Raw genomic sequence first — 20901 nt, forward strand, 5'->3', positions numbered from 1 at the left:
AATTTTTACCTACTAGCAACAACTAGAGCCACTAAAAGCTTACCACAAATATACAATTAATTATGCATTGTTACTTATCATCTGGCCAGAACCCTTCGCCACCGAAGCGATTCAACACTTCCGGCATACGCTGGCAACAGGCGAGTCTTACCTTGCGCCGCCTGTCACCGAAGATCGGCATAATATCGAGAAGACCGAGTCATACGACTGGCAGATTCACCGCATCACGCTACCCGACGGCAGTCACGGCGTGGTTTGTTACTTTTATGATCTCACTGAAATCAAACGAGCCCAAGAGATTATCCGCCAAGCCGCCCTCCGTAATGCCTTCCTCATCTCCCTTGCCGACTTTCTGCGACCCCTTGCCGATCCAGTGGAGATTCAGGCTACGGCCAGCCGTGTGCTTGGCGAATATATCGGGGCAAACCGCGTGGCTTATTTCGAGGTTCGCGGTGCTGATTACGTCGTTGAACGCGATTACGTCAACGGTGCTTCGGCACTCGCTGGCAGCTACCCGATTGATTCCTTCGGACCGAAGTTGCTTGCGGCGTACCGTACTGGTTGTACTGTATCCGTGTTCGATGTGGAAGCCGATCCTAACCTGTCACCTGATCAGCAAGCAGCCTACGCAGCGATCCAAATTGGGGCTTACATCGGCATACCTCTGGTCAAGGAAGGTGAGTTCGTTGCTGGGCTGGCAATTCACACTTCTGGGTCGCGAGCTTGGACACCAGACGAGGTGATTCTGGCAGAAGAAGTAGCTGATCGCACTTGGGCGACCGTCGAACGTGTTCGGGCCGAAGCAAGAGTACGCGAGTCCGAAGAAAAACTTTCCTTGTTCGTTAAACATACTCCAGCAGCGATGGCAATGTTTGACTGTGAAATGCGTTATTTGGGACACAGTCAACGCTGGATGGAAGATTACAAATTAACAGAAAACATTATCGGGCGCAGTCATTACGAAGTTTTTCCCGAAATTCCAGAATCTTGGAAACAGATTCATCAAAACTGTCTAGCAGGTGCAGTCGAAAAATCAGACGAAGATAGCTTTTACCGCATCGATGGCTCGGTTGATTGGCTCAAATGGGAAGTCCGCCCGTGGTTCAAGGCGGCAGGTGAGGTCGGCGGCATCGTCATTTTTGCAGAAAACATCACGGAGCGCAAACAGGCCCAGATCCAGCTACAGCGACAAGCCTCTAAACTCATTGAGTTGAACGCGGCTCTAGAGCAAACTGCATCTAAATTAAGAGAACGAAATCAAGAGTTAGATCGTTTTGTTTATACCGTCTCCCACGATCTCAAAGCTCCCTTGCGGGCGATTTATAACCTTTCTTCTTGGATTGCTGATGATCTACAAGGGCAATTAAACGAAGAGAACCTGCATCAAATGCAGCTTTTGCAGAGTCGGGTCCTTCGCATGGAAGCCCTAATTAATGGTTTACTTGCCTATTCTCGGATCGGTCGTACCGAAATCGTTACAGAACGGGTCAAAGTCGGGGAATTGCTCTCGGAGATTCTCGACTCTCTAATGTTTCCATCCACCTTCACGATCTTTGTACAGTCAGCAATGCCAACTCTCTTCACCAAAAAATTACTTTTATCCCAAGTCTTTTCTAATCTAATTAGCAATGCCATCAAATACAACGATCGCCTTGATGGACGAATCGAAATTAGAGCGAACCAAAAAGGAGAATACTACGAATTTTCGGTCGCTGATAACGGTCCTGGTATTGCACCTGAAAACCATGAGCGCGTTTTTGAAATCTTCCAAACGCTTCAAGGGCAAGAAGTACCCGAAAGTACAGGAATCGGTTTATCAATTGTTAAGAAAATTATTGAAACAGAAGGTGGCTTGATCATTTTGGAGTCAAACTTAGGTGAGGGAGCCACTTTTCGCTTTACTTGGGGAAATCGATATGATGATGATTCTCATTTTTGAAAATGATTAAAGTTATTTTACTTCAGGATGTGGCTCGACAAAACAAGATGCTTCACATTGATTAATTTTGTTGATTAATTCATATAACCGCCCAAAACTTCGTTGATTGAAATGAAAAACTAGACGAGGTAGATGTATAGATGGATCATTTTCTTTTGGTAAAGCTTTCGATTTTTCAATCTTCCCACTTACTAAAAGATCGCTAAAATTTTCGTTCAATAGTTCTACTTGTTCATCCGTTAATTCTTGATTTAAGCGAATCACAAATAATTCACCCACATAGCGACTTGAATGATAAATTTTGTAGAAATTCTGAATAATATCGCAAGCAACGTCTAAATTATCCGTAATCGTATAAAGTTGAGTATCTTCAGGACTAATTAAACCGCGTACTTGTAAATTATCGAGTATTTGCTGTTGCCAAGTTAGCCAATAATCGGCCCCAGGTTCATCAATTAGTAATAAAGGTGCTGGCCCATATTTTCCAGTTTGACAAAGCGTAAGAGTCTCAAAAGCTTCGTCTTGTGTCCCAAAACCACCAGGAAACAAAGCAACAACATCACTTTCTCTTAAGAAAAAAAGTTTTCTTGTGAAGAAATATTTAAAATTAATTAATTTCGGATCACCAGAAATATAAGGATTTGCGTCTTGCTCAAAAGGTAAATCTATATTTAAACCAAAAGAATGACTTCTCCCTGCACCTTCATTTCCTGCTTGCATGATACCGCCACCTGCACCCGTTAGCACCATAAAACCTAACTGGGTAACACGACGCGCAAAATCTACCGCGAGTTGATATCCCGTACTACTGGGTAAAATTCGTGCTGAACCAAAAATAGTGACTTTTCGGGTATGACGATAAGGATAAAAAGTTTGAAAACCTCGTTCTAAATCTTCAAGAGATGCGGTGAGAATCTTCCAGTCTAATCGATCTATATCCTCGTCTGCCATTCTAATCAGCACTTCTAAGGCTCTTTTAATCCATTTGCCGTGTTTAAGTGTAGGTAGATGGCGAACGAGATCGGTTATTTCTTCGGATAAATGAGGGTCAATGGGCTGTTGAGAATAGGATAAAGCCATAGATTTCCAATCATTGACGGTTCTCTCATTGTAGCCGATTGAGAACTTTTTCCAAAAAATTTAAGATTTTTTATGACCTTTTTCTGCTAAATCACTGCAAAAGAGGTAATAACAAGGTGACAAAATAATAAACTACGGGTGCTGTAAAAACATAGCTATCAGTACGATCTAAAATACCACCATGACCCGGAATCAGTTGTCCCGAATCTTTAACCCCTGCATCCCGTTTCATCATTGATTCGGTGAGATCTCCTAATAAACTAACAATACCAATTAAAGCCCCAAGTAATGCTCCTGTAATTTGCCAATAAGGCCAATCTAAATACCATGCCCCAATTTCAGCAACAATAATACTACCTAAAATCCCAAAAATTGCTCCTTCTACGGTTTTTTTCGGGCTAACGACAGAAAGTGCCGTTTTACCTAGCCATTTCCCCATAAAAAAAGCACCAATATCAGCCGCCCAAATACAACCAAAAGCGAGTAAGGTGATGGTTAATGCAGGGGGTAAGAGTTTCGGCTGTATCCAAGATTCAGGCCAATAGCCCATTAAAGGAAGATTACTACTGGCTAAGGTAATGGTAGTAGGAGGAGTAAAACCAACTCTTAATCTAACCCAATAACTCGGTAAGTATCCGCCATAAAATAAGCCTAGAATCGATGTAGAGATATCCGCAATTGATGCTAATTTGGGCTGAAACAGCAAGTAAAAACAAATTAAAGCCCCCGCCAAGGGAAAGACCGCATCGGTCAACTGAGGGGCAAGAGTAGCGGTTAGAAGCAAGATTTGAGAGACCACTAAGGTTGTTTTTGCTGCGGGTGCAATGCCTTTAGCCCTAACTAAACGAAAATATTCTAATTGTGCCAAAAAGATTAGTACTCCCATACCTACGGTGAAATACCATCCGCCAATGAGAATAATTCCTAAAGCAAAAGCGATCGCAACAATCGCACTAGCAACACGTACCCAAAGCATAGTTATAGCCAAAGCAAATTGTTATTATAAACCTATCTTAAGATTAAGAAAACCTTATGCAAAGTTCATTCTTCCTTTATTTCTTATTTTAGAAAGTTTCAATGGTCAATGCTTACCTAAAACTTTTCGCCACTGAGAATAAACATCGGATCTAAAGCAGCAAAAACCTGTTGTATTCCTCTTGTTTCTAAACGATTGACGGCAGCCTGTACAATTTCTATATTACGGGCTTGTAGAGAGGAAAATCCCTCAGACAACAAATAAAGACTTTCTAGACTGCTTGCGGTGGCTACAACTCGACCTTCTGGCTGTAGATAGTTTCGCCAAACATCTAGTAAGATTTGCTTAAGTTGTCGTCCCCCTTCGATACAAACGCGATCGGGTAATGGTCTTAAGGTTTCAAGACAGTCCGGGGCATTTCCTTCAACGACTTCAACATTTGTTACACTAAAGCGATCGCAATTCCGTCGAATTAATTTCGCAACTTCTTCATCTCGTTCTATTGCAATAATACGACTCTGGGGACACAACAGCCCAATTTCTACAGGTATTGTTCCCGTTCCTGCTCCAATATCCCACACCACAGACTCAGATGATAGCCGCAGCGCAGAAATCATCAATAATCTCACTTCCCGTTGACTCATCGGAATACCGGGTAAGCGTTCAAAAAGTTGATCGGAAATGCCCGAAGTTTTATAAGGCCAAAGCATAAATCTGTGATGATGGTAACGAGCAGACTTATTCTACTTCATCTGCAAAACTGGTGCGAAGTGCGAAATTAAATGGCCCTGCAACTGAACCCCAAATTTGTTCATCGGTTTGAGGATCTAAACCTCTATCTACACTAATTAGTATTTTTCCGTCTACCTCAAAACTATTATCAAGATATGTTACTTTCTCGTTACGAACGACAATACACTGTTTGCCTGGTTTTACAACACCTTTAAAACTATGTCCCGTCCATTCTACCGTCATATCACAGCCTGGCATCAATTCTAGGTCTTCAAAAGTTAAAGATTGAAGTTTTTCTTTTTCCCGTGATGCACCGTAAAATTTAGCTTCGTCTTTGACTTTATAGTTTTCTAACTCAATATGATCATCAACTATAAAAAAGCGCAATACTCGCAAACGATAAGGATTATTTAGCATAAAATCGTAAGCTTGTTCTAAAAATAAAGCCGTACTTGATAATAATTCATTAGGTAAAGGACGCATACAAACGCGAATATGAGCAAAAAACGGTGGATTTTCCCATGCTTGTTCTTGATTACTAAAATCGGCAGCCATCCATTTAGCTAAGGTTTTTATATCTGTTGAGTGAGTCATAGTTGTTGTCTAAATTCCTTTAATACGAAATAGCAAAAATTGTGTAATTTGGTCATCTCTAAAATTATCATCACTGACAACCATTAGAGATAAACTTCCATCATTCAAACGAGGTCCAAAGGTCATTCCTTCTACATTATCTAACTCAATTCCTAGATTACTTAAATCTAATAACAATTTCTTCCGCATAGGTTGAATCTTCTCGATATTTCCCTGCAAGGATTCTATTCTAGATGTATCTGTTGCGTCTCCTGTTATGAGTTGAAAAATTTTAACCTCAAATCCTGTTAATCCCAAGGTTCGCTCTAAACTTAAAAGATAACCCTCTTTTTCAAAAGCTAATAATTCACACAATCCATGATAACGAGCATTTTCGGGTAAGGGTTCTAATAAATACAAATGTTCGGCGACTAATACAGGTTCCCCAATTGGATTAATGACATAATGAAGTAAGCGAATTCTTCCTGCTTTTTCGGGTGTTCCAGTTGGATTATCTTGAATTAAAGCGTTTTCGGTTGCTGTAAATAAACGATAAGGATCATCTTTTAGAGTACTACTAATTCCTAGTGTTAGTGATTCAAAACCTAAGTTATTTCTAATTCCTTGGGGTGGAGTATCTTTAGATTTATTGGGTAAAAATCTTTTTGGAATCTGTAAGGGTTGTAAGATTTGTCCTGTTTGAAGATTATATTCTCCAATCGATGGCGAAATACCTTGCTCAATATTTCCTTCACTTGAAATAAATAAGGTATTTTGAGGAGAAATACTAATCCCTTCAGGATCGATTGTTCCATCTAAATAGCTTTTTCCTAAGTTATCTTTAAGAGAGGTAACATTTTCAATTTTTACTTGATTAATTTTAGTTTGTTCAGAATTTAAACTGATGTCAAGTGTATAAAATCTTGCATCACCTTTTTGACTACGATCATCAGAAATAACATAATATTTACCTGTCTTGCGATCATAAGTTATCCCTGATAATCCTCCTACTTCCGTATTTTGATATATTTGTTTAGGTAGTTGATATTCCCCAAGATAATCTAGAGATATATTTAAAAACATTCTGTCTTCGGCTTTAACTGGACGTGGTAAATCACAAGCAGTTAAACTAAAAATTAAAATGATACTCAGGAAGATTTGAGTTAAATATTTAAGTTTTGTTGGCAAGAGGCGATCGCTCATTTTGTTTGAACACTTTAATTGTTACAATTGTTTAAATAATAAGCAAATTTATTTGTATGGAAACAGTGGGCGAAATTGGCGAGAAATTAGTCAAACAATGGTTAATTAATAAAAGATGGCAAATTATTCAACACCGTTGGCGATGTCGTTTAGGAGAAATTGATTTAATTGCTTTACCCAATAATTCATCTAATAGTCTAGCATTTATTGAAGTTAAAACTCGTAGTCGAAATAATTGGGATGAGCAGGGTATTTTAGCAATCACTTCTCAAAAACAATTAAAAATCACTCAAACAGCTACTTATTTTTTGGCTAAATATCCAAAATATTTAGATTATAATGGTCGTTTTGATGTCGCTTTAGTCAACTATCAAAAGTATAATTTACAATTTTGTCCCAAGACTGAATCTAGTTTAGTTTGGAACAATTACTATTTTAAAATACAAGATTATCTTGAAAATGCCTTTGAAGTAAATGGTTAAAGATAAAAACCCTCTTTAAATGAGAAGAGGGTCAATATTTGCAACAAAAATTAACTTTTCTTTACCATAGACCACGAATTGGGGCTTCTACTGCGGGCGCTGTGACTGGTTCTGGTTCAGCAACAAAAGTTCTGGTTTCAGGAGCTAAGGGGGGTAAACCAACTTCCTGACTTCTTTCTAACTCTTTCCAAATCTCAGCACGGTTGCTTACAAAATTGCCTTCATCTTTAATGTTTAAACGGCTAATCCAAGTCGGTTTAGCTGCACTAACAAAAACGAGTTTATCATCTTCAACCTTAAAAATAACATCATCTCCAGGTTGCGCCCCGCCGACAACTTGAGTACGACGAATAGTTCTGTTACCCACAGTAACCGGTTCAAAGAACTCTACAGACAGAATACCACCAACAGCCCCTCTGACTCGGCCGATTTCATAATCGGAAAGTATAAGCTGTTCTTCTTTTAGATAAGTATTATGGCCTCGTAGTTGACTGATGAGTGTAGAATTTGGGTCAGTTTCAGCTTTAGCAGGACTCGCGGTAACGGCGGTTAATGCTATAAATAAAACTGCGCCAGTTAATTTATGAAACGTTTGGTTTATCACAACAACCTCACTTAACTAAACAAAAAATTATTATCTGACGCATAGAATTATAAGCTAGTTCCTCAAAAGAGTGGCTATATCTCTAGATAAATTTCGGAATTGCTGGTTTTCTGGGTACATCATCAAATTGAGGTATTTTGGGTTGTTCGATTTGTGGTTGAAGAGGTTTATTGAAGTCGATGGAGGGTTCTGGAGTTGGTGGTAAGGGTTGCGGTTGAAGAGTCGCTTCTGGGCTAACCGTTTTGGGTTCTTCTACTTCTTTTGGTAGAGTGTCAGTTTTGCTAGTTCCTTTTTGTAAAGGAAAGGGTTTGAGAAGTTTGTCAAACCATTTAGCTTTTTTGGCTGTAGGTGGCTCTTGTTCAAGGGGTGTTTCTTGAGGAGGTACAATCACTTCAGGAACTTCTTTAGTAACGGTTTCTGGTTCATTGATGATGATTTCTGGTACGGTTTCATCACTTTTAGCAACGGTTGGCTGTTCGATAAGTTCAGGTAAAGTGTTTTCGGGTTTAAGTGTTTCTTGAGGTAATTCTAATACAGGTGGGATTTCTGTGTTGATTTGAGGTTGTTCTTTTTCGATAATGGGTTCGGGTAGGGTTTGTTTTTCGTCTTCTTTAATGACAGATTTTGGTTCTTCTGTCGGTGAAGTTTCGTTTTCTTTTACGGGTTCAGTAATAATTTCTGGGAGGGGTTTTTCTTTTACGGGTTCAGTAATAATTTCTGGGAGGGGTTTTTCTTCTGCTACGGGTTCGGGTTCAGTAATAATTTCTGGGAGGGGTTTTTCTTCTGCTACGGGTTCGGGTTCAGTAATAATTTCTGGAGGTTGTTGAGGCACATAATTAGGATCAACAATACTTTTAGATATTTCGATTGGGATTTCGCCTTTAACTAATTTAGTTAAACTATCGTTGTAGTCAGGATCGTAAGTAATAATACGAACGGTGTTGTTATAGTTATTTTCAATTTTGTTGCCTTTGTCATCGATAAATTCTAGCTGAACCCAGTTTTCGCCTTTTTGGAAACCTTTAAGATAAACAGATTGCCAATCATCGAGTAAAAAACTTTCACCATTGATAGTAGCTTTAATACGCCAGTCGGCAAGATCTGGGTTTTCTTGAGCGATGACGTGAAGAGGTGCGTTAGTTAAATAAAAATCTAACAGAAGGGGTTCGGCTCCATAAGTTCCTCTGGGACGATTGTAGGTGAGGAGTGGTTGGGAAGGGTTGAGGGTGTTGTTACCGTTTTCGGTGTAAATATGAAAAGTAGTTTGATCATAAGCACCGTCGTTTTTAAAACTTTCATACCAAGGACGAGAGGCAAATACTCGCAGGGTATGTGTACCAGGGGTAAGACTTTCAAGTACAACGGGTTCGCTAATGTCGTAGATCGCTTGAGAGGGTTGATTATCAAGAATTAGAGTTAAGTGTGGCCCTAGTTCGAGTTCAGAATCTTTGAAAATCGGTAGATCTTGTACTTTTATTTGAACTTTGACGGTGTTTTCTTGAAAAGTCTCATTTTTTTTTGGACTGATAATAGTTACTTGAGGTTCATATTGATCCATGACGCGCCTTAGTTTTGCGATCGCTGTTGGTGGTGCGACTTCCGCTAACTTGGTGGTAGAAATTGGGGAAGAAATCGGTTGACTACGAGATAAGGGCGAGGTTTCGATGCGATCTCCGCCACTACAACTTTCTAGTGTCCAACTTAACAAAAAGATTAATAAATATATACAGATTCTTTTCATTGACAGAAATCTATAGATAAAAGTCAACACTCTAACTCCTCCTGAAGATAGCCAAAAGGCATTCTTGAAAAAATAAACCACATAAATTGTATCTCTAAGAAAAATTCTACTGAATTGTCTGATGATTTTTCTAATGCTTATCCATAGAGCTTTTTCGATAAACCAATTTAAAAAAAAGACCCGTTAACCAAATCTACCAAACATTTAAAGGATTGTTTCTTTTTGTGAAGAATCAAGTTTTTTTCTTGACTTTTGCAACCCTTATGGTTGAACTTAAGCCAGAAACCGCACTAATCTTAAGTGAATTTAAAATATTGTTAAGCAGTTCTAACATAAAAGTAAATGAAGTTCTATCATCAACTATTGATGCTTTCGCCTGAAATATAACAAAAACAGGTTGCTCAAGCTAAATTAAAAAAAGCGGCTAAATAAATTGCTTGCTTTTTATAGATTAAAAAATCTATCCTCAAGAAACGAAAACCATTAAGTTCATTGTCGAGAGAGGAGAACCCTCATGGCAATTAGTCCTCCTAAGGGAGAGGCAAAAGTCAAGGTCGTTGTAGATAACAATCCAGTACCAACTTCATTCGAGAAGTGGGGCCAGCCTGGACACTTTGATCGCACCTTGGCCAGAGGCCCAAAAACCACTACCTGGATTTGGAACCTCCACGCCAATGCCCATGATTTTGATAGTCAGACGAGTGATCTTGAAGATATTTCTCGGAAAATCTTCAGCGCCCATTTTGGTCACTTAGCCGTTATCTTTGTTTGGCTCAGTGGAATGTACTTCCACGGTGCACGTTTTTCAAATTACGAAGCTTGGTTAACCGACCCTACTAAAATTAAGCCAAGTGCTCAAGTAGTATGGCCTATTGTCGGTCAAGGAATCTTAAACGGAGATGTCGGCGGCGGTTTCCACGGAATCCAGATCACATCTGGTTTCTTTTACCTCTGGCGTGCATCGGGATTCACCAATAGCTATCAACTCTACTGCACAGCAATTGGCGGTTTAGTAATGGCTGCCTTGATGCTGTTTGCCGGGTGGTTCCATTATCATAAAAAGGCTCCCAAACTGGAATGGTTCCAGAATGCTGAGTCGATGATGAACCATCACCTAGCAGTGCTTCTGGGTTGCGGCTCTTTAGGTTGGGCAGGACACCAAATTCACGTTTCTCTACCCGTGAATAAACTGCTCGATGCTGGAGTAGCTCCCCAAGATATCCCCCTGCCTCATGAGTTCATTCTAGACCCAAGCAAAATGGCGGAATTATACCCCAGTTTTGCCCAAGGAATTTTACCGTTCTTTACCCTCAATTGGGGAGTCTATTCAGATTTCCTAACCTTTAAAGGCGGTTTAAATCCGGTTACGGGTGGCTTGTGGTTAAGTGATTCAGCCCACCATCACCTAGCGATCGCTGTCCTATTCATCATTGCGGGACATATGTACCGCACGAACTGGGGAATTGGTCACAGCATGAAAGAAATCCTTGAAAATCACAAGGGTCCTTTTACTGGTGAAGGTCATAAGGGTCTGTATGAAATTCTAACCACTTCTTGGCATGCACAATTGGCAATCAACCTAGCTTTATTAGGCTCATTGTCAATCATCGTAGCTCATCATATGTATGCCATGCCGCCTTACCCTTACTTGGCTGTAGATTACGCTACATCGTTAGCTATCTTCACACACCATGTTTGGATTGGAGGATTTCTAATTGTCGGTGCAGGAGCTCACGGAGCAATCTTCATGGTGCGGGATTACGATCCAGCTAAAAATGTTGATAACCTTCTAGATCGAGTAATCCGTCATCGTGATGCTATTATTTCCCACTTAAACTGGGTTTGTATTTTCCTAGGCTTCCATAGCTTCGGATTATACGTCCACAACGACACGATGCGTGCCTTCGGTCGTCCTCAAGATATGTTCTCGGATACGGGAATTCAGTTACAGCCCATCTTTGCTCAGTGGGTTCAAAATATCCACACATTAGCACCAGGTGGTACTGCTCCAACTGCGTTAGCTCCTGCGAGTTATGCGTTTGGTGGTGGTGCGGTCGCAGTGGGCGGTAAAATAGCAATGATGCCGATCGCACTAGGAACAGCAGATTTTCTAGTCCATCATATTCATGCCTTTACCATTCACGTAACGGTGTTGATCCTACTCAAAGGTGTATTGTTTGCTCGTAGTTCTCGTCTCATTCCTGATAAAGCTAACTTAGGCTTCCGTTTCCCCTGCGATGGTCCTGGACGCGGCGGCACATGCCAAGTATCAGGTTGGGATCATGTTTTCCTCGGTCTCTTCTGGATGTACAACTCCATTTCGATCGTAATCTTCCACTTTAGTTGGAAAATGCAATCGGATGTTTGGGGAACTGTTGCACCCGATGGCACCGTAACTCATGTAACTGCTGGAAACTTTGCCCAAAGTGCGATTACGATTAACGGATGGTTAAGAGACTTTCTGTGGGCGCAAGCGTCTCAAGTCATTAACTCCTACGGATCAGCGTTGTCGGCTTATGGCATCATGTTCTTAGCGGGTCACTTTGTCTTCGCTTTTAGCTTAATGTTCCTCTTCAGTGGACGCGGCTACTGGCAAGAACTTATTGAGTCTATTGTTTGGGCGCATAACAAACTAAACGTAGCTCCCACCATTCAGCCTCGTGCTTTGAGCATTACTCAAGGTCGTGCAGTTGGAGTAGCTCACTATTTGTTAGGAGGAATTGTCACAACTTGGGCATTCTTCCACGCCAGAACTCTATCCTTCTAGTGAAATGTGATGGAATCAATCGGCCAATCCTAAATGGGGAGAAGCCTAAAAACTTTCCCCAAGGATTGCTCGCTTTCATTTCCCTCGACAAACATTCCTAGAAGTTAGTAAGATGGGTTGCAAAACCCTTTTAAATCAGGTTAATTGATTTAACTTTGATGTCTACCTCTGTTATCTTTTGATACAGTAAAGACAGTAAAAGAAAAAGAGCAGCACTTAAAGCAATTGCCTCATTCTTTAGAGAGGAGACCTCCTAAACCGCTATGGCAACTAAATTTCCTAAATTTAGCCAAGATCTAGCCCAAGACCCGACCACACGTCGACTTTGGTACGGAATCGCCACAGCCCACGACTTTGAAAGTCATGATGGCATGACCGAAGAAAATCTCTACCATAAGATTTTCGCTTCCCATTTTGGTCACATCGCTATCATCTTCCTGTGGACTTCGGGCACCGTATTTCACGTCGCTTGGCAAGGTAACTTTGAGCAATGGATCAAAGATCCCTTAAACATCCGTCCGATTGCTCACGCAATTTGGGACCCTCAATTCGGTAAGCCCGCCGTTGATGCTTTTACTCAAGGTGGCGCATCATACCCAGTTGATATTTCTTACTCTGGGGTATACCACTGGTTTTACACCATTGGGATGAGAACCAATCAAGACCTCTATACTGGGGCAGTGTTCTTATTGATTTTGGCTTCATTGTTCCTATTTGCAGGCTGGTTACACTTACAACCTAAGTTCCGTCCTAGCCTCGCTTGGTTCAAGAATGCTGAATCTCGCATGAACCACCACTTAGCAGGACTCTTTGGTGTAAGTTCTTTAGCTTGGGCAGGTCACTTAATCCACGTTGCAATCCCCGAATCTCGCGGTCAGCACGTGGGTTGGAATAACTTCCTGTCTACGCCTCCTCATCCAGCAGGATTATTACCCTTCTTTACTGGAAACTGGGGTGTTTACGCTCAAGATCCCGATACCGCAGGTCATATGTTTGGTACGGCTCAAGGCGCTGGAACGGCAATCTTAACCTTCTTAGGTGGTTTCCATCCTCAAACAGAATCTCTGTGGTTGACCGATATGGCTCATCACCATCTGGCGATCGCTGTTCTCTTTATTGTTGCAGGTCATATGTACCGCACCAACTGGGGCATCGGTCACAGTATGAAAGAGATCCTAGAAGCCCACAACCCCCCACAAGGTACTCCTTTTGGTGGTGCAATTGGTGCTGGACACAAGGGAATTTATGACACCTACAATAATTCTCTTCACTTCCAATTAGGATGGCACTTGGCTTGCTTAGGAGTAATTACCTCCCTAGTAGCTCAACATATGTATGCCATGCCGCCATATGCTTTTATGGCTAAGGATTACACCACCCAAGCATCCTTATATACCCATCACCAGTACATCGCTGGCTTCCTAATGGTTGGTGCTTTCGCTCATGGCGCGATCTTCTGGGTACGGGATTACGATCCTGAAGCCAACAAGAACAACGTTTTGGCGCGGATGCTCGAACACAAAGAAGCGATCATCTCTCACCTGAGTTGGGTATCTCTATTCCTCGGTTTCCACACATTAGGACTTTATGTTCATAACGATGTTGTGGTTGCTTTTGGAACACCCGAAAAACAAATCCTCATTGAACCCGTTTTCGCTCAATGGGTTCAAGCAGTACACGGAAAAGCTCTATATGGCTTTGATGTACTGTTGTCTAATCCTGATAGCGTTGCTTACACTGCTTATCCCAACTACGGTGACGTTTGGTTACCCGGCTGGTTAAGTGCAATCAATAGCGGTACTAACTCTCTTTTCTTAACCATCGGCCCTGGTGACTTCTTAGTTCACCATGCGATCGCTCTAGGTCTTCACACCACCACCCTGATTTTAGTCAAAGGTGCTTTGGATGCTCGTGGATCTAAGCTAATGCCCGATAAAAAAGACTTCGGTTATGCCTTCCCTTGTGATGGCCCTGGTCGTGGCGGTACTTGCGATATCTCTGCTTGGGATTCCTTCTACCTTGCTATGTTCTGGATGCTTAACACCATAGGTTGGTTAACCTTCTACTGGCACTGGAAACACCTCGGCGTGTGGTCTGGTAACGTTGCACAGTTCAACGAAAACTCTACCTACCTAATGGGTTGGTTCCGCGATTATCTCTGGGCAAACTCTGCACAATTAATCAACGGTTATAACCCTTACGGTGTTAACAACCTCTCCGTCTGGGCTTGGATGTTCCTCTTTGGACACCTTGTTTGGGCAACTGGTTTCATGTTCCTCATCTCTTGGCGTGGTTACTGGCAAGAGTTGATTGAAACCCTCGTTTGGGCTCACGAACGTACTCCTCTTGCGAACCTAGTTCGTTGGAAAGATAAGCCCGTTGCAATGTCGATCGTTCAAGGTCGTTTGGTTGGTCTAGCACACTTCACCGTTGGCTATATCTTCACTTACGCAGCCTTTGTCATTGCCTCTACTGCTGGTAAGTTCGGTTAAACCTGAACAAAACTAACAGTTAATGGTAACTAAATAAAGTCCCTCACCCTTCACACGGTGGGGGCTTTTTCAATTTGGATGAGATAAAGATTAAAAGAATTTGACTCACTCAAAAATTATGTTTTACGACATCAGAAAAAACACAACTAACTTTAGACATATATCTTTGGAAGCTCCCAGAGTCTCCAAAGATATAAGCCTAAAAAAAATGAGTTTGATAGAATTCCTACTAGCACCATAAGTAGGATTTTTTTATAACAATGTCAGAGCCATCATTAACCCCTCAGACCGATTTAACGCCTTTAAAATCCAACGTTCAGAATACAGAAGAAGATCCCGTTTTATCTTTTATTCCTCTCGCATCCGATATTCCAACTGATCGAACAGAGCGTGAGTTTACAACTGTCGATGAATCAGATTTAGAGTTTTTATTTACCAGAGAAATTGATTTTCGTCAAGAAACAATTTATTTTATTGTTATTGATCGATTTCATGATGGCGATCCCAATAATAATGTAGGACCCAATCCCGAATTATATGATCTGACTCAAGAAAATTGGGATCGATATTGGGGCGGAGATTTACAAGGTATTATTGAGAAACTAGATTATCTTAAAAAATTAGGTGTAACTGCTCTTTGGTTAACGCCATTATTTGAGCAAATCGAAACATTAGGCTATGGTGATAAAGCAGCGATTCACGGTTATTGGATCAAAGATTTTAAACGTCTTAATGCTCGTTATCTTGGAAAAGATGAAAATAATTCATTAAACGAAACTCAAGAAACTAGAAATACCACTTTTGATCGTTTGATTGAAGAATTACATAAACGGAAAATGAAACTCGTTTTAGATATTGTTTGCAATCATAGTAATCCTGATGCAAATGGTGTCAAAGGTGAGCTTTATGATGATGGTGTAAAAATTGCTGATTTTAATGATGATAAAAATAATTGGTATCACCATTACGGCGAAGTAACAAACTGGGAAGATGAATGGCAAGTACAAAACTGCGAATTATGTGGTTTAGCAACTTTTAATGAAAATAATTCAGAATACCGAGAATATATTAAATCCGCGATTAAACAATGGTTAGATCGAGGTGTTGATGCACTTCGTATTGATACCGTTAAACATATGCCAATTTGGTTTTGGCAAGAATTCATTGCTGATATACAAACCCACCGCCCCGATGCTTTTGTTTTTGGTGAATGGATTTATAGTAGTCCCCATGATCATACATCTCTCGATTATGCCAATCATTCGGGGATGTCTCTATTAGATTTTGGCTTTTGTATGGCAATTCGTCAAGCATTAGGAACATGGGACGAAAACGGATTCCATTTAGTGCAAGATATTTTAGATTTGGATCATCTTTATGATAGTGCAACTGAGTTAATCACCTTCATAGATAACCACGATATGCACCGTTTCCAATCCCTTAATTCTGACCCAGATGTATTACGGTTAGCTGTTGGTTTATTGATGACATCGCGTGGTATTCCTTGTTTATTCTACGGTACAGAACAATATCTGCATGATGATACAAATGCTAATGATAATCCCTACGGAAATAATGATCCTTATAACCGTCCAATGATGGATAAATGGGATATGGATACACCTATTTATCGGGATATTAGATTATTATCAGGTTTACGTCGTTTAAATCCTGCGGTATCAATGGGTAGTCAATGGCAAAAACATATTACGCCCGATGTTTATTGTTATACGCGACGCTATCGAGATTCTGTATTATTTGTAGCGATGAACCGAGGTGAAGCTATTACTTTAGACGCTGTATCTACTGACTTACCCGATGGAGAACATACCGACGTAATGTCTGGTAATAAGTATGAAGTGAAAGACGGTAATCTTTATGATCTTCTGCTTGATTCTAAACAAATTATTGTGATTAGTTCAGTTGGAGTAAGAGTACAAGCGAAAACCGTTGTTAGAGTACAACTTAATGGTGTAAACACTCAACTTGGCGATACTGTTGTTGTTACAGGAAATTGTCCCGAACTGGGTAACTGGGATATTTCTCGCGCTTATCCTCTGGAGTATGTTAACTCTAATACGTGGTTTGGTGAAATTCCCTTTGAAGAAAGTTCTGGTAAACCCATTGTTTATAAATATGCTATGTGGCGTAATGGCGATAGTCCGATCAGAGAAGATAATACAGGTCGTCGCTGGTTACTGGCTAGTGATGGAATCGTTAAATGGCGCGATCGCTGGTCATCATAGGCTAAAATGTAACAACTCGTTCTCTAAATCTAATTAAAGGACATAAATCCGATAAATTATGTTTTAGGGATCTAATAATTGTTTTGTAAATCTTATGCACCTAAGTGAACTTACTCATCCTAATCAGTTGCATGGTTTGTCGATCCGTCAACTCGAAGATGTTGCCCGTCAGATTCGAGAAAAACATTTACAAACCATTGCAGCAACTGGGGGACATCTTGGCCCAGGTTTAGGGGTAGTTGAATTAACCATTGCTCTTTATCAAACATTAGACTTAGACCGGGATAAAGTCACCTGGGATGTAGGACATCAAGCTTATCCTCATAAAATGCTGACGGGTCGCTACAATAATTTTTCTACCTTACGGCAAAAAGACGGGATTGCAGGCTATCTTAAGCGGTGTGAGAGCAAATTTGACCATTTTGGAGCTGGACACGCTTCAACGAGCATTTCCGCCGCGTTGGGAATGGCTTTAGCGAGAGATGCCAAAGGGGAAGATTACAAGGTTGTAGCGATTATCGGCGATGGTGCTTTAACGGGTGGAATGGCTTTAGAAGCGATTAACCACGCGGGACACCTACCGAATACTAACGTAATGGTGGTGTTAAATGATAATGAGATGTCGATTTCTCCCAATGTTGGAGCGATTTCTCGTTATCTTAATAAACTACGCCTAAGTGATCCGATTCAGTTTCTTTCAGGTAACTTGGAAGAACAATTTAAGCATCTTCCTTTCTTTGGCGATTCTTTTACGCCCGAAATGGAACGTTTAAAAGAAGGAATGAAGCGTCTAGCTGTTCCGAAAGTGGGGGCAGTGATCGAAGAGTTAGGATTCAAATATTTTGGGCCGATTGATGGTCATAATTTACAAGAATTAATCGATACTTTTAAACAAGCGCATAAAGTTACTGGCCCAGTTTTCGTTCATGTTTCTACTGTAAAAGGTAAAGGCTATGAACTGGCGGAAAAAGATCAAGTCGGTTATCATGCCCAAACGCCCTTTAATCTGGCAACGGGTAAACCCATTCCACCGAGTAAACCTAAACCCCCAGGTTATGCGAAAGTTTTTGGCCATACTTTGACAAAACTCGCCGAAAATAACCCAAAAATTATCGGGATTACGGCGGCAATGGCAACGGGAACGGGACTCGATAAGTTACAGACTAAGTTACCGAAACAGTATATAGATGTTGGAATTGCCGAACAACACGGGGTTACTTTAGCGGCTGGTTTAGCTTGCGAAGGAATGCGCCCTGTTGTAGCGATTTACTCGACTTTTCTACAACGCGCTTACGATCAGGTGATCCACGATGTCTGTATTCAAAAGCTTCCTGTTTTCTTCTGTTTAGATAGAGCAGGTATTGTTGGATCAGATGGCCCGACTCACCAAGGGATGTATGATATTGCTTACTTGCGCTGTATCCCAAATATAGTGGTAATGGCACCGAAAGACGAAGCCGAATTACAACGAATGCTCGTGACGGGGATCGATTATACCGATGGCCCGATCGCTATGCGTTATCCTCGTGGTAATGGTTTCGGTGTTCCTTTAATGGAAGAAGGTTGGGAACCCCTACCTATCGGTAAAGCAGAAATTCTCCGTAATGGGGATGATGTTCTATTACTGGGTTATGGAACAATGGTTAATACCGCCTTACAGGTAGCCGAAATCCTTAAAGAGCATGGCGTTGAAGCGACTGTTGTTAATGCTCGCTTTGTTAAACCTTTAGATACAGATCTGATTTTACCTTTAGCCGAGCGCATTGGTAAGGTTGTCACTCTAGAAGAGGGTTGTCTAATGGGTGGTTTTGGTTCTGCTGTTGCTGAAGCTTTACTCGATCATAATATTCTTGTTCCAGTCAAACGCTTTGGTATTCCAGATCTTTTGGTTGAACACGCGGAACCTAATCAATCTTATGCTGATCTGGGTTTAACCAGTTCCCAAATTTCAGAGCAGGTTTTAAAGGCGTTTTTCGCTTCTAAACAAGCTGCCGTGATTAGTTAGATTTAGATTGTAATGCGATCGCTCTAGGTTTAGCCGATGGGCGATTTTTTATTTATCATTTTTTTGTCACCGTTAATTGTAAGTTTTTATGCCTTTGTTCTAAATAATTGCGATGCTCGATCCATTTACCTTGTTTAACAAAACCCCAGTTTTTCAGTTTTGGCCCGCGAAGAAATAAACTCCAAGAACCTTGAGAATTTTCAGGAACTTCTAAGCGGTGTAAAGAATGAGGAGGGCGCATTCTAAAATGTCCTGTACCTCGCCAGTATTTCCCTTCTGGCGTAATTTCCCAATAACCACCTTTTAAAATCAGTGTAGCGTACCACCAAGGATGATCATGTAAATCATCAGGATCGCTCAAGCAGATTTTATGTAGCATCAAATTAAAAGGTATTGCTTTTGATGATTCGTCTTCCGATAGTTTGTCTTTGAATAATAAATAGTAGCGCTCCATGTATGTTTGTCGCCCATCCCGATCAAATATAATGCGTTTTCGCCCTAATTTTTCTAGTATTTTTAATAACATATTTATTCGATATAGCAGTCTATAACTCCCATCATATAAGAGTTTTTAAGATTTTAGAGATTAAATCCAAAACAAAAAATTAAAATGTTTAAAACTATATGTAGAGGAATTAAAGTAATGATTTATTAAGGAAAAATAAGACAAATTCAAGGATTTAAACTTATTAACTCACTTGCATCTAACACCATATCTAGTGTGATTGCATAAAATCTTATTTTTCTTATGTCAAGAAAATTATACAAAAATTAACTTAAACAGCGATCGTTTTTCTTCGTGGTCGGTTTTCCCAGTTTATTCTCGTCTAACTCTGGAATATCAGAGGTATCTATTTTTTGCTCAGGTATATTTTTAGTTTCCTAAAGTCGTTTGACTGAGATAGTCATAATTACATTGCTTGTTGTACTTCATCAAGCGATAAATCTAATGCTTCGGCAATTTGTTCTAGCGTTAGTCCTAATTTAATCAATCGTGGTACTGCTTGAAGTTTAGCAATCTTTTGAACAGATTTTATACTGATTGTATTTTTCTCATCGGGAACAAGTATATCAGTTTCTTCTATCAAAGGGTTTGAGCAGAGGTTAATACTACCGACTTGTACAAAATTTCCTAAAAGATTTGAATTAGTTGCTATTACTCTCTCAACTATTGCACGTAAATTAGATTTATTTAAGTCTTCTCCCAATACTTTAGATAACATATCCCAAAGTACATAAGCTTCGTCTTTTGTATGACCTGCGGTGCAATTATAATCTTTTGCAATATCTGTATATTTTTGTCCGTTAAAAACACCTTTGAGAATGGCGACTTGCAAACTGTCTAAATGCTTACCTGTTTGTTTAAAAACTAATTCATCTAAATATGTAATGATTGCTTGTACATCCATATTTTGCTATTAATATTTTTCATCCGTCATTATCCGCTACATTCCGCTTTTCGTCAACATTCTTAACAAAACTACCGTCATTATCCGACCTTATCCGTCTGACAAATATGCTGATTTATTAGTTTTTTAACGGAAAATTGTAAAAAATAGGTTATTAAATGATTAACTCTACAACAATGCTTGGGAAAGTAACTACTTTTTTTTCCTTGGTAGTTTTAGCAATTACCAGTGAAACTATAACATTGCCAACTGTCTATGCTCAATCTAATTCTGCAAAAAATACTATTTATGTTGGTATAGTTCGTAATAATAAAGGCTTTTTGCACAGGCTTTCTGGCACTCAAGGTGATAGTAATGCTGGAAATGCAAGATGGGATACTTGTCCAGAAAATACAATTTTATTAGGAAAAGATTTTCAGCCTAATGGTTTTTGGTTGTGCGCTAGTTCTGACATAGCTGATAGCGGAACTTTTTATTTTGGTAATGTTGTTAACAATAGGGGATACTATTGGGAAGTTTCTCGTGGACAAGCTAAACCAGCAGGCGATGTAAAATGGGATACTTGTTGGGGAGGACAACTGCGAGGCAGATTATTTACAACTAATGGTTTTTGGATTTGTCAGCCGTAAACAACTGCTTAGATGCTTCAGTC

16 protein-coding genes are annotated in these 20901 nt (G+C 40.2%); 7 read left to right on the plus strand and 9 right to left on the minus strand.

Going from position 1 to position 20901, the window contains the following annotated elements:
- Positions 1 to 373 precede the first annotated feature (373 nt).
- Entirely contained in the window at positions 374 to 1939 is a 1566-nt protein-coding gene (locus tag C7H19_RS22765; protein WP_281261736.1) for a sensor histidine kinase, read from the plus strand.
- Between the two features lie 12 nt (positions 1940 to 1951).
- On the opposite strand, the gene C7H19_RS22770 is transcribed toward C7H19_RS22765, so the two are convergent.
- The 5 genes from C7H19_RS22770 to C7H19_RS22790 form a co-directional block, all read right to left on the minus strand.
- Complete coding sequence (locus tag C7H19_RS22770) at positions 1952 to 3019, minus strand: LOG family protein (protein WP_106459210.1); 1068 nt, start codon at positions 3017 to 3019, stop codon at positions 1952 to 1954.
- Between the two features lie 91 nt (positions 3020 to 3110).
- Positions 3111 to 3995, minus strand: a complete 885-nt coding sequence (locus C7H19_RS22775; protein ID WP_106459211.1) for a phosphatidate cytidylyltransferase — start codon at positions 3993 to 3995, stop codon at positions 3111 to 3113.
- A gap of 116 nt (positions 3996 to 4111) precedes the next feature.
- Positions 4112 to 4705: a precorrin-6Y C5,15-methyltransferase subunit CbiT gene (gene cbiT, locus C7H19_RS22780; protein ID WP_106459212.1), complete on the minus strand. Its 594-nt coding sequence runs from the start codon at positions 4703 to 4705 to the stop codon at positions 4112 to 4114.
- A gap of 28 nt (positions 4706 to 4733) precedes the next feature.
- Positions 4734 to 5321, minus strand: coding sequence for a chromophore lyase CpcT/CpeT (locus C7H19_RS22785; protein ID WP_106459213.1), 588 nt, complete (start codon positions 5319 to 5321; stop codon positions 4734 to 4736).
- 9 nt (positions 5322 to 5330) lie between these two features.
- The gene (locus tag C7H19_RS22790) at positions 5331 to 6503 is read right to left on the minus strand and encodes an esterase-like activity of phytase family protein (protein WP_106459214.1); all 1173 of its coding nucleotides are present in this window, start codon (positions 6501 to 6503) and stop codon (positions 5331 to 5333) included.
- A gap of 56 nt (positions 6504 to 6559) precedes the next feature.
- Here C7H19_RS22790 and C7H19_RS22795 point away from each other — a divergent pair, with 56 nt between their 5' ends.
- Entirely contained in the window at positions 6560 to 6985 is a 426-nt protein-coding gene (locus C7H19_RS22795; RefSeq protein ID WP_106459215.1) for a YraN family protein, read from the plus strand.
- Positions 6986 to 7046: 61 nt separating this feature from the next.
- Here C7H19_RS22795 and C7H19_RS22800 read toward each other — a convergent pair whose 3' ends face one another.
- A complete protein-coding gene (locus C7H19_RS22800) occupies positions 7047 to 7589 on the minus strand; it encodes a hypothetical protein (RefSeq protein WP_106459216.1) in 543 nt (180 codons plus the stop codon).
- A gap of 82 nt (positions 7590 to 7671) precedes the next feature.
- Positions 7672 to 9330 carry a hypothetical protein gene (locus C7H19_RS22805; RefSeq protein WP_181280714.1) on the minus strand — a complete coding sequence of 553 codons (1659 nt, stop codon included), beginning with the start codon at positions 9328 to 9330 and terminating at the stop codon, positions 7672 to 7674.
- Positions 9331 to 9844: 514 nt separating this feature from the next.
- Between C7H19_RS22805 and psaA the strand changes: the two genes are divergently transcribed.
- The 4 genes from psaA to dxs all read left to right on the plus strand — a co-directional run bounded on the left by psaA (position 9845) and on the right by dxs (position 18840).
- Positions 9845 to 12097, plus strand: coding sequence for a photosystem I core protein PsaA (gene psaA / locus C7H19_RS22810; protein ID WP_106459217.1), 2253 nt, complete (start codon positions 9845 to 9847; stop codon positions 12095 to 12097).
- A gap of 263 nt (positions 12098 to 12360) precedes the next feature.
- Positions 12361 to 14589: a photosystem I core protein PsaB gene (gene psaB / locus C7H19_RS22815; protein ID WP_106459218.1), complete on the plus strand. Its 2229-nt coding sequence runs from the start codon at positions 12361 to 12363 to the stop codon at positions 14587 to 14589.
- Between the two features lie 260 nt (positions 14590 to 14849).
- Positions 14850 to 16835 (plus strand): alpha-amylase family glycosyl hydrolase, encoded by a 1986-nt coding sequence (locus C7H19_RS22820; protein ID WP_106459219.1) that lies wholly within the window; start codon positions 14850 to 14852, stop codon positions 16833 to 16835.
- A 94-nt stretch (positions 16836 to 16929) separates the two neighbouring features.
- Positions 16930 to 18840 carry a 1-deoxy-D-xylulose-5-phosphate synthase gene (gene dxs, locus C7H19_RS22825; protein WP_106459220.1) on the plus strand — a complete coding sequence of 637 codons (1911 nt, stop codon included), beginning with the start codon at positions 16930 to 16932 and terminating at the stop codon, positions 18838 to 18840.
- Between the two features lie 55 nt (positions 18841 to 18895).
- On the opposite strand, the gene C7H19_RS22830 is transcribed toward dxs, so the two are convergent.
- Both C7H19_RS22830 and C7H19_RS22840 read right to left on the minus strand, forming a co-directional pair.
- Positions 18896 to 19366 (minus strand): hypothetical protein, encoded by a 471-nt coding sequence (locus tag C7H19_RS22830; RefSeq protein ID WP_106459221.1) that lies wholly within the window; start codon positions 19364 to 19366, stop codon positions 18896 to 18898.
- Between the two features lie 385 nt (positions 19367 to 19751).
- Entirely contained in the window at positions 19752 to 20249 is a 498-nt protein-coding gene (locus tag C7H19_RS22840; protein ID WP_106459222.1) for a helix-turn-helix domain-containing protein, read from the minus strand.
- Positions 20250 to 20407: 158 nt separating this feature from the next.
- Here C7H19_RS22840 and C7H19_RS22845 point away from each other — a divergent pair, with 158 nt between their 5' ends.
- Positions 20408 to 20878 (plus strand): hypothetical protein, encoded by a 471-nt coding sequence (locus C7H19_RS22845; protein WP_106459223.1) that lies wholly within the window; start codon positions 20408 to 20410, stop codon positions 20876 to 20878.
- The last annotated feature ends 23 nt before the right edge of the window (positions 20879 to 20901 follow it).

The organism is Aphanothece hegewaldii CCALA 016 (assembly GCF_003007785.1).
Taxonomy (GTDB): domain Bacteria; phylum Cyanobacteriota; class Cyanobacteriia; order Cyanobacteriales; family Microcystaceae; genus Chroococcus; species Chroococcus hegewaldii.